General features: G+C 43.3%; 9 protein-coding genes. 4 read left to right on the forward strand and 5 right to left on the reverse strand.

The features are described from left to right. Positions 1 to 85: 85 nt before the first annotated feature. Positions 86 to 1,360: an ABC transporter ATP-binding protein gene (locus AACS98_RS21395; RefSeq protein WP_066383791.1), complete on the reverse strand. Its 1,275-nt coding sequence runs from the start codon at positions 1,358 to 1,360 to the stop codon at positions 86 to 88. Between the two features lie 287 nt (positions 1,361 to 1,647). Between AACS98_RS21395 and AACS98_RS21400 the strand changes: the two genes are divergently transcribed. The 4 genes from AACS98_RS21400 to AACS98_RS21415 all read left to right on the forward strand — a co-directional run bounded on the left by AACS98_RS21400 (position 1,648) and on the right by AACS98_RS21415 (position 6,904). Next, positions 1,648 to 2,859, forward strand: coding sequence for an FAD-dependent oxidoreductase (locus AACS98_RS21400; RefSeq protein ID WP_066383794.1), 1,212 nt, complete (start codon positions 1,648 to 1,650; stop codon positions 2,857 to 2,859). A gap of 651 nt (positions 2,860 to 3,510) precedes the next feature. Continuing rightward, entirely contained in the window at positions 3,511 to 4,041 is a 531-nt protein-coding gene (locus tag AACS98_RS21405) for a single-stranded DNA-binding protein (RefSeq protein WP_066383797.1), read from the forward strand. 176 nt (positions 4,042 to 4,217) lie between these two features. Next, positions 4,218 to 6,101 (forward strand): ABC transporter ATP-binding protein, encoded by a 1,884-nt coding sequence (locus AACS98_RS21410; RefSeq protein WP_066383800.1) that lies wholly within the window; start codon positions 4,218 to 4,220, stop codon positions 6,099 to 6,101. Between the two features lie 200 nt (positions 6,102 to 6,301). Next, positions 6,302 to 6,904 (forward strand): MBL fold metallo-hydrolase, encoded by a 603-nt coding sequence (locus AACS98_RS21415; protein ID WP_066383805.1) that lies wholly within the window; start codon positions 6,302 to 6,304, stop codon positions 6,902 to 6,904. A 153-nt stretch (positions 6,905 to 7,057) separates the two neighbouring features. Here the strand turns inward: AACS98_RS21415 and AACS98_RS21420 are convergent, their stop codons facing one another. The 4 genes from AACS98_RS21420 to AACS98_RS21435 form a co-directional block, all read right to left on the reverse strand. Next, positions 7,058 to 9,118 carry a ribonuclease catalytic domain-containing protein gene (locus AACS98_RS21420; protein ID WP_066383807.1) on the reverse strand — a complete coding sequence of 687 codons (2,061 nt, stop codon included), beginning with the start codon at positions 9,116 to 9,118 and terminating at the stop codon, positions 7,058 to 7,060. A gap of 220 nt (positions 9,119 to 9,338) precedes the next feature. Then, complete coding sequence (gene rpsR, locus AACS98_RS21425; RefSeq protein ID WP_066383809.1) at positions 9,339 to 9,554, reverse strand: 30S ribosomal protein S18; 216 nt, start codon at positions 9,552 to 9,554, stop codon at positions 9,339 to 9,341. A 2-nt stretch (positions 9,555 to 9,556) separates the two neighbouring features. After that, the gene (gene rpmG, locus AACS98_RS21430) at positions 9,557 to 9,751 is read right to left on the reverse strand and encodes a 50S ribosomal protein L33 (protein WP_082803697.1); all 195 of its coding nucleotides are present in this window, start codon (positions 9,749 to 9,751) and stop codon (positions 9,557 to 9,559) included. A 43-nt stretch (positions 9,752 to 9,794) separates the two neighbouring features. Next, entirely contained in the window at positions 9,795 to 10,352 is a 558-nt protein-coding gene (locus AACS98_RS21435; protein WP_066383816.1) for an RDD family protein, read from the reverse strand. Positions 10,353 to 10,365 lie beyond the last annotated feature (13 nt).

The following is a 10,365-nucleotide window of genomic DNA, read 5'->3' on the forward strand; positions in this document are numbered from 1 at the left end:
TTCAAAATTGTTGACTGTTGACTGTTGACTGTTGACTGTTGACTGTTGACTGTTGAATTTATTTGTCTCCAGTCAACAATACCAACTAGGGAAAAATCGCTAACTCGGTGTCTGGATCGAAAAAGTGCAGTTTGTCTGGGGTGAGGGATAACCACAGTTGTTCACCAATGCTAACTAATTTTTCTGGTGGTACTCGCACTTGCAGAGGATTGATTATTTGAGCAAACTTAGAATCTTGATCCATCAGTCTAACAGTAATAAAAGCATCGTGACCGAGGTTTTCTACTAAGTCTACTTGCACTGGTAAATTTTTTGTCGCTGGTACGCTCAAACTTAGGTGTTCTGGACGAATACCTAAAATTAGGGTTTGTCCATCATATCTTTGTAACGCTCTACCCCACTCTTCTGGAAGGGTGAGCCGAAATTGCGAATGGGTAATTAATAAAGGTGCGTGAAATTTTACGGGGATGAAGTTCATCGGTGGTGTACCAATGAATTCGGCGACAAAGCGGTTGGTGGGATGATTATATAGTTCTAATGGTGAAGCTACTTGTTGAATCTGACCTTGATTCATTATGGCAATGCGATCGCCCATTGTCATCGCTTCTGTTTGGTCATGGGTGACGTAAATCGTCGTTGTCCCTAACTGGCGTTGTAATTTGACGATTTGAGTGCGGGTTTCTGCTCTGAGTTTAGCATCTAAGTTGGAAAGCGGTTCATCCATTAAAAATACTTGCGGATTACGTGCGATCGCTCGTCCTAATGCTACCCTTTGTCTTTGTCCCCCTGATAGTTGTTTCGGTAAGCGATGCAATAATTTTTCAATTTGCAATAACTCCGCCACACTCCGCACCCTTGCGTCTACTTCTCGCTCTTTCTCCGAGATATAACGTAAACCTTTCGGTAAATTTCTTGTCATCCCCACGAGGAAATTTTCTCCCCACTCAGGGAGTTGAGAGTGCTGAGTTGCAACATTGCCTAATTCCCGACGACGTAACCCAAAGGCGATATTTTCATACACCGTTTTATGAGGGTAAAGGGCGTAATTTTGAAACACCATTGCAATGTCACGGTCTTTGGGTGGTAAATCATTCACCAAGCGATCGCCTACCCAAATATTACCACCTGTCATTACCTCCAACCCAGCAATTAACCGCAGTAAGGTACTTTTCCCACAACCAGAAGCACCCACCAACACCATAAATTCCCCATCATTAATGGTGAGGTTAATTCGTCGCAACACATTAATATTTCCTGGTTGTTCTGCTGCTGTCTGAGTTACCTTACCAGCAGGGGTGACACTTTCCCCTTTGCGGGGAGGGAAACTTTTATAAACGTTTTCTATAACAACTTTAGTCATTAGTCATTAGTTATTAGTCATTAGTCATTAGTCATTAGTCGTTAGTCAAGAGTTAGCATAGCAGTAATTACGAATTACAAAAAAACGGTCTACATCAGCAAAACCCAATTACCGTAGAATTAAACACCACTTTCTCCAGCCCACAACAAACATCTCCCTCATCTCCCTCATCCCCATTTCCCAAAGATTCTGTAATTTTGAATTTTGAATTTTGTACGCCTTTGGCGTTCCCGCAGGGTATTTTGAATTGATTTGTCTACTCCCCACTCCTAAACAGAGGTGCAATCATGACTACCCATGATATTGTAGACGTACAGACTACAGATTGTTGCATTGTTGGCGGTGGCCCGGCTGGTGCGGTGTTAGCATTGCTGCTAGCACGTCAAGGTGTTTCTGTGATGCTGTTGGAAGCACATAAGGATTTTGACCGAGATTTTCGTGGTGATACGATTCACCCGTCTGTTATGGAAATTATGGCAGAATTGGGATTGAGCGATCGCTTGCTGCAATTACCCCATGCTAAAATGCGGCAAATTCAAGTCAAAACGCCGCAAGATACGGTAACACTCGCCGATTTTAGTCACCTCAAAACCTCCTATCCCTACATTACAATGCTTCCCCAGGTGAGATTTCTGGAATTTATCACCGATGAAGCACAAAAACACCCCAATTGTCAAGTAGTTATGGGGGCAAATGTCCAAGAACTAATTACAGAGGATGGAGTAATTAAAGGTGTCCGCTATCGGGGCGGTGGTGGTTGGCATGAAGTCCGGGCTATACTCACCGTTGGTGCAGATGGTCGTCATTCCAAGTTACGACAGTTAGGAAATTTTACCACCATTGAAACCTCACCACCGATGGATGTACTTTGGTTTCGTCTACCCCGTCAACCAGAAGAAATTGAGGGAGGAATGGGACGCTTTGCTGCTGGTCATATTGTAGCGATGCTTGACCGTGGTGATCAATGGCAAATTGCCTATGTCATTCCCAAGGGAGGATATCAAAAATTACGGGGTGAGGGTTTAGCAGCTTTAAAAACATCTGTGGTGGAAATTGTCCCAGAATTAGCCAACCGCATTGATAATTTACAAGATTGGTCACAGGTAGCGTTTCTTTCTGTAGAATCTAGTCTTGTAGAACGCTGGTATCGTCCAGGGTTATTATTAATTGGGGATGCAGCTCATGTGATGTCACCTGTTGGCGGTGTGGGAATTAACTATGCTATTCAGGATGCGGTGGTAACTGCCAATGTCTTAACTAAACCTCTGCAAAATCATCATGTAGAATTAAAAGACTTGGTAAAAGTGCAGATGCGCCGAGAATTGCCCACACGCATCATTCAAGCATTTCAGACATTGATTCAGAAACGAGTATTTGCTCCCATTCTCACATCTAACCGCAGCTTTCAACCGCCAGCTTGGTTACGCTTACCGATTTTACGTGACCTACCAGCCAGATTGATTGCTTTAGGTGTGTTTCCCGTTCATGTTCAGATTTAGGATTTATATTACAGCAGTTTTCTGCTAACTAGATACTGGCATATTTAGTAGTGGACTGTTTCAGCTAAATTTGTGCATTAAAACTCTCTTGTGGGATAAGCTCTCTAGCCCGTCCGGTGCGGGCAAGATGCCCACACCACAAGAACTATATTTTTGTACTATTTTAGCTGAAACAGTCCAGTAGGGTGCGTCAGATATCAAAAATGCGTTGATTGACAGCATTTAAACAGTCTGACGCACCCTACAAGAATAATTAGATACTGAGGCAACTAACATATTAGTAGGGTGCGTCAGATATCAAAAATACGTTGATTGACAGCATTTAAACAGTCTGACGCACCCTACAAGACTAATTAGATACAGTGTAGAGACTTACCATGCTTAGTCTCTACAAGGGTTTGAAACTTTTTTGTGGTTTATATCTGTAGCAAGTATTTTTTTTGTAAAAGTGATACAATTATACTACTCATGCAAGATTCAATGCTCGTTTTAGTCAGGCGAAAGCGTTCAACAGTGTAATGACTGTTGTACAACGCGATCGCTTGGCTTTTATGCTAGAAATAACTCAATTTTCACAAACCAGATAGGCTTGCGTATATGAGTTGAGAATTACGAATTAGAAATTAAAAATTATTAAGCCAGGAGGATATCATGAACAGTTGTGTGTTAATGGCGGAAATCATTCAAGAGCCACAATTAAGGTATACAGCAGATAACTTAGCAAAGACAGAAATGCTGGTACAGTTTCCCAATTCCGTGAAACCGGAAGAACCACCAGCAACTTTAAAAGTTGTGGGATGGGGAAATTTAGCCACAGAAATTCAGCAAAACTATCATCAAGGCGATCGCGTAATTCTAGCCGGACGCTTAGGGATGCACACAATTAAAAATCAAGATGGTTCTAAAGAAAAACATGCAGAATTAACTGTACAACAAATTCAACCTGTAGGCACTGCTTTCACCGCATCGCCAGCACCCGCGAGAACTCCCGCAGTTACAGAAACAGCACCACCCCCACCACCGAGTAATATTCCGAGTTACGAGTCTCCACGTCCCACAACTACCCCGGTGACAACTCCCGTAAATGTCCCTCCCCCACCAAACACCTACGAACCTGTCTCTACACCCAGCAGTTATGCACCTCCGGTAGAAGAACCTAATGATGATGATATTCCGTTTTAGGGATGAGGGGGACTAATTAATTCAAAATTCAAAATTCAAAATTCAAAATTCAAAATTCAAAATTTTTGATTGTTGACTGTTGACTGTTAAATTGATTTGTCCCCAATCCCCAGTCCCCATAAAATCCCAAACTACTGTTAAAATCCAAAGTAATTTTTACTGTATACTAGACTCCTATGAGAGAAACAGTCCTAGAAGTTCGCAATCTCCAAGTAGAATTTACCGGTGATGGCAATTCTGTCAAAGCTGTTGATGGTATTTCCTTTCAGCTAAAACGAGGTGAGACTCTAGGAATTGTTGGAGAATCTGGTAGTGGTAAGTCAGTTACAGCTTTAGCGGTGATGGGTTTGTTGCAACATCCCGGTAGAGTTAGCGGTGGGGAAATTTGGTTTTCTGCTCAAGGAAATGATCAAGGTATTAATTTAGTGACGTTACCGCCAGAGGAAATGCAACTATACCGAGGCGGTGACGTTGCTATGATTTTTCAAGAACCGATGAGTTCTCTAAACCCAGTTTATACCATTGGGTTTCAGTTAACGGAAGCAATTCAGCGTCATCAAAATGTGACGATAGGTGAAGCTAAACAAATTGCGATCGCGCTGCTGCAAGAGGTGAAACTTTTACCTAGTGATGAGCAACTGCAACAGCAATATATCGACACTTGGCCGCAAACTCACCCCCATTCTCCCCTTGATGATTATAAATTGGCGCAGTTGGTGAAACAGCATAAAGAATCTATGCTGGAACGCTATCCGCATCAACTTTCTGGCGGTCAATTACAACGGGTGATGATTGCAATGGCGATTTCTTGCAACCCATTGCTACTAATTGCAGATGAACCAACTACAGCTTTAGATGTCACCGTCCAAGCTACAATTATTGACCTGCTGCGAGAATTGCAACAAACTCGTGACATGGCGTTGATTTTTATTACCCACGACTTGGGTTTAATCTCGGAAATTGCCGACCAAGTAGCGGTAATGTACAAAGGTAAAATTGTCGAAGACGGTGCAACTGAGCAAATTTTTAATCATCCCCAACATCCATATACTAAGGGTTTGATTGCTTGTCGTCCTACCCTTAACCGTCGTCCCCATAAATTACTGACGGTTTCTGACTACATGAGTGTAGAAGAAACTACAAGCGGAGATTTGATTATACAAGAAAAACAACCCGCACGCCCTCCTGAAGTGACTGGTGCAGAACTCTCCGCTAGGCTAGAAAACTTGGAAAAACAGAAACCTTTGTTACAAATTCGCCATCTTAAGGTAGGTTTCCCTGTTAAGGGTTGGTTTGGTCGGACTCAACGCTATAACATGGCTGTGAATGATGTTTCTTTTGATGTCAAACCAGGGGAAACATTAGGTTTAGTGGGAGAATCAGGTTGTGGTAAAACTACCCTTGGTAGAACTCTACTGCGATTACTTGACCCAATTAGCGGTCAGATTATCTTTGATGGACAAGATATTACTCACCTGAAAGGCGAACCCTTGCAAAAACTGCGCCGGGAAATGCAGATAGTTTTCCAAAATCCCTTTAGCGCGCTTGACCCCCGGATAAAGGTTGGGGATGCAATTATGGAACCGTTGTTAATTCACTCTGTAGGTAAGACGAAAAAACAACGTTTAGCAAGGGTAGCAGAATTATTAGAAAGAGTCGGTTTAAGTGCAGATGCAATTAACCGCTATCCGCATCAGTTTTCTGGTGGTCAACGTCAGAGAATTTGTATTGCTAGGTCTTTGGCGTTAAACCCGAAGTTTATTATTTGTGATGAGTCGGTTTCGGCTTTGGATGTGTCTGTACAGGCGCAGGTATTAAATTTATTAAAGGAATTGCAAGCGGAATTTCAACTAACTTATATTTTTATTTCCCATGATTTAAGCGTCGTCAAATTTATGAGTGATCGCATTTTAGTTATGAACCGTGGTCAAATTGTCGAACAAGGTGCAGCAGAAAGCATTTACCGCGAACCTAAACAAGAATATACACAACAATTAATTGCGGCAATTCCTACCGGGAGTCCTGAACGGGTACGCAGTCGCCAGACCCGTACAGTTTAAATTTGATGATTTACCGTGAAATATGCTGTAGAGCAAGGTGTAGAGACGTTGCATGCAACGTCTCTACAAGGTTTTGACAGCAACTTGTAAATGCGATCGCCTACATTTGGTTGATTCGATATACAGAACAGCTTTGAATGATAGATTATTGATGCTGACTATAACTACATCATAATCAAAGCTCTAGAGCCAGAATAACTATGAAATTTCTGCACCGTCCTGATTTATATGGCTGGTCTTGTTTCAACCCAGCAAGAAATATTGATTTCAATGGCTTTGCTTGGATTCGTCCCGGTGGTAATATTTTGATTGATCCGGTGGCATTATCCAATCATGACTGGAATCACTTAATTTCTCTGGGTGGTGTGGATTGGATTATACTAACTAACTCTGACCATATTCGGTCAGCTAAGGAAATTGCTGATCAAACCTATGCGAAGATAGCCGGGCCTATAGCCGAAAAAGAGTCTTTTCCCTTAATGTGCGATCGCTGGTTAGCTGATGGTGATGAATTTGTCCCCGGCCTCAAGGTGATGGAAATGCAAGGTTCTAAAACTCCCGGTGAGTTAGCACTGTTGTTAGAAGAAACTACTTTGATTACCGGTGATTTAGTCCGAGCCTACAAAGCGGGCAGTTTGAGTATTATATCAGATGACAAGCTGCTGAATAAAGCTGAAGCAGTGACTTCAGTGCGTCGATTAGCCGCCTTAGAAAAGATAGAAGCTGTCTTAGTTGGCGATGGTTGGTGTGTATTTCGAGATGGACGCGATCGCTTAAAGGAACTGGTGGCGACGTTGGGATAAAATAGAGGCGAGCATGATTCTCTTGTGGGATGGGCATCTTGCCCGTCCGGTGCAGGCTAGAGAGCTTACACCACAAAAACTATATTTTTGCACTACTTTAGCCTTGCCACGCTACTACATCATCTTTTACTGTTATCTGCTTGATGAATGATTCTAATTCGCTGCTGTCTGGGCTTCTTGATAAATTATCTCTTGGAACTGAATCACATCTTTTCGTGGGTCAGCAATGCTAACTTTAACTGATATTTGTTCGCCCAGGTTCACCGACCGTCTGAAAATCATCGGTAACTGCAAACCTAAATCTTCTAACAATATTAGTGCTAAATTGCTGTCTTCCCGCAACCACATTAATACTGTTGCTTGCCAAATTTGCTCAGGTTGACGGCGCAAATACTCTAACGCCCAGTATTTATTCGTTTGCCGTTCTACCATTGTCAATTCTTGAGTGGTACTGATGACGGTCATCATCACTTCTTTGAGTTGTTCGGCGGAAAATGGCGGAACTTCTCCCCGTAAATGGGCTTTGAGTTGGAAGTGAGTCAGTAAGTCACTGTAACGGCGAATCGGAGACGTTGCTTGAGTGTAGGTATCCAAGCCTAAGCCAGCGTGACGCACAGGAGTAATACTCATTTCACTCTTGGGCATACAACGCCGCATGGCACAGGCGCGCACAAACCCTGGCGGTAGCTGGAGTAATTCTTCTTCTGGGGGTAATTCGGGCTGGGGTTGACCACGGAAGGGTAAGGGGATGTTATGCTTTTGACCGTAACGGGCGGCTACTTCCCCAGCTAAAATCATCATTTCTGCTACTAACTGCCGGGAAGGGGAATCATCTAAGATGTCGATACTGATGTCGTCATCTTTGACTTTAATCATGGCCTCCGGCATACTGATACTAATCGCGCCTTGATGATACCGCCAAGCTTTGCGCTTGGTTGCCCAAGAGGCGATCGCCGCTATTTCTGGTTCTGCTTCTACCCCTAACTCCAGCATCTCATCTACATCTTCGTAGGTGAGGCGGTAGGTAGGTTTAATTAAACTGGGATGTATGGTATAATCTTCTACTCCCCCATTTTCATCTAAAATTACGCCAAAACTCAAAGCACAACAGACTTTTCCCTGTACCAAACTCATCGGCCCAGTCGCCAGGACTTCGGGGAACATGGGAACCATCCCCGTCGGTAAATATACTGTGCTGCCCCGCTTTCGTGCTTCTAGGTCTAAATCATCTTCTGGGGCTAGCCAACGGGTAGGATCGGCGATATGTACCCACAGTTGTTGTCTACCATCAGCGAGTTTTTCCCAACTGAGGCCGTCATCTATTTCCGTGGTGCTTTCATCATCAATGGTGTAAACCTTGAGGTGAGTCAAATCCAGACGATTTGTATCTGAGTCGATTGGAGGATATTGCAAACGTTGTTCCGCCACTTCTAATACCTTACTAGCAAACTGGACTGGAATTGCAGAACGACGCAGGAACAAGTTTTCATGCAAACTCCACCATCCCAATTCTACCAATAATTCCCAAGCTCCTTGGGGTGTTGCGGCTCTCCCCAACATACTCATTGTTTCTAAGACTGGGGCTGGAGGAGGATAAGCCCGCGCTAGGGATTCATTATTGACTCCCCCCCGGAAAATCTCTGCTAACAGCGTTGCGTATTTTTCTAATGCTTCTAGACGTTGACGGTCATAACGCTGCCATTCTACTGCTTCCCCTTGTAGTGCTGTTTCTACACGCACTAAAAAGTCTTGCTGTTCCCTGGCTTTGAGGGCTTTTACTTGTATTTGGTGTTTAATATCTGCTACCTGAGAACTCGTTCTCGGCTCGTAAGCTTCACCTTTTTGCTTAAAGTAGAGTTTATCATCTGACAGTAAACAATGGGCGGCATAACAGGGGGCTGGGTCTGATGCGGAAAATAATAAATTTGCCATTTCCGTCGGGGTGACTGCTTCCCCATCTTCTACCAGCAGTTCCCAAGCTACTTCTAAACTTGAGGGGTCTAAATATGGTTTGACTTGCTCTAAAAAACTGGGAATGTCAGACGGCTTGTAGGTTTGACCGTTGACTGTGTAGGTAATTTGTCTAGGCGCGAGGCTGTGGGATTGACCACGTTCATCGATCACAAACCAACGTGTTTTACCGTCTGGACGGTCTACCACCCCCAAACGGCGATCGCTTTGAACCCTAAATTCAACTAGCGTCCCCTTCTCCACAACTCTCGCACTTTAATTATTTGGTTGACAACTAAATTTTAGATTCTGGAGTTAAATATTGACTACTAAATCCAAAATCTCATGATTTGAGATTTATCTCAAGCTCCTACGTTGACTGAGATTTTAGATTATGGACTCAGATAATCGAAAGCTACATATCACCTTTTATGTAGCCTCTCTTGTTCATGCCCAGTCTAAAATACTCAGTAACAACTCGCTTTTAGCCTTCTGCATTGATAAATGGCAATAAAGCCACGATACGCGCCCGTTTAATCGCTAATGTTAAGTCTCGCTGTTGTTTAGCGGTTAGTCCAGTAATCCGACGTGGCAATATTTTACCCCGTTCGGTGATAAACTTCCGCAACAAGTCAACATCTTTGTAATCAATTGGTTCTCCAGGCTTAATTGGAGACAAACGACGACGGTAGTAACTCATCTTTACTTGATTTCCTTGTGAACGGTATGTTTATTACAGTGAGGACAGAACTTGTTCAGTTCTAAGCGGTTGGTGGTGTTCCGACGGTTCTTGGTTGTCGTATACCGGGAAACACCTGGCGATCGCTTATCTGGATTTGTTCGACACTCGGTACACTCTAGTGTCACTATAATGCGGACACCTTTACTCTTTGCCATAATCTTACAAACGCTAAAGCCTGAAGAGAATTAACACAAATATCTATCTTCTCACATTCCGCCGCAAAGTTTCAACTAATCGTTTAATTTTTAGATCCAACGAGTAGCCCCGACGCGACGAAACAATGAAAGTTCCTGCATAACGGTCATGCAAAGCTTGCCGCATCTGAGTATCAGATAAAGCAGCACCGCAGTCAATAGCTAGGGGAATTACTAGCAGTATAGCAGTAGGGTTGGCTCGAATATTGCCTAAAGCAACAGAGACCAAAATTGCCCCAAAGCCAATTATAGCTTCTCTTTTCAACAGTGCTGGTAATTGGGGAATTCTGCCGACAACTTCTCCTCCTTCCACTGCTAACACCTTTAAGTCAAACGCCCAACGCCCCAAACTTTGCCCTTGATTGTTATAAACTACCAAGACGCGCAAAACTAGCCAACCAAAGATAAAAACTAGAATTTGCATGAATTGAATCCCGACTTGATAACTTCCCAACAGAGAACTGACTAGCCAAACCACGAGAAAATCTAAACCCAACGCCATACCACGCCGATTAATCTCGGCTTTGGGATAGTGTTGTTGGGGAATTCGTTCGATAGTCATAAAATTGGGGATT

The sequence above is a fragment of the Anabaena sp. CA = ATCC 33047 genome (genome assembly GCF_963870205.1).
GTDB lineage: Bacteria > Cyanobacteriota > Cyanobacteriia > Cyanobacteriales > Nostocaceae > Trichormus.

Coding starts and splice junctions, on each gene's coding strand:
- AACS98_RS21410 (WP_066383800.1), top strand. CDS start 4,218: ATGAGAGAAACAGTCCTAGAAGTTCGCAATCTCCAAGTAGAATTTACC.
- AACS98_RS21435 (WP_066383816.1), bottom strand. CDS start 10,352: ATGACTATCGAACGAATTCCCCAACAACACTATCCCAAAGCCGAGATT.
- rpsR (WP_066383809.1), bottom strand. CDS start 9,554: ATGAGTTACTACCGTCGTCGTTTGTCTCCAATTAAGCCTGGAGAACCA.
- AACS98_RS21400 (WP_066383794.1), top strand. CDS start 1,648: ATGACTACCCATGATATTGTAGACGTACAGACTACAGATTGTTGCATT.
- rpmG (WP_082803697.1), bottom strand. CDS start 9,751: ATGGCAAAGAGTAAAGGTGTCCGCATTATAGTGACACTAGAGTGTACC.
- AACS98_RS21415 (WP_066383805.1), top strand. CDS start 6,302: ATGAAATTTCTGCACCGTCCTGATTTATATGGCTGGTCTTGTTTCAAC.
- AACS98_RS21395 (WP_066383791.1), bottom strand. CDS start 1,360: ATGACTAAAGTTGTTATAGAAAACGTTTATAAAAGTTTCCCTCCCCGC.
- AACS98_RS21405 (WP_066383797.1), top strand. CDS start 3,511: ATGAACAGTTGTGTGTTAATGGCGGAAATCATTCAAGAGCCACAATTA.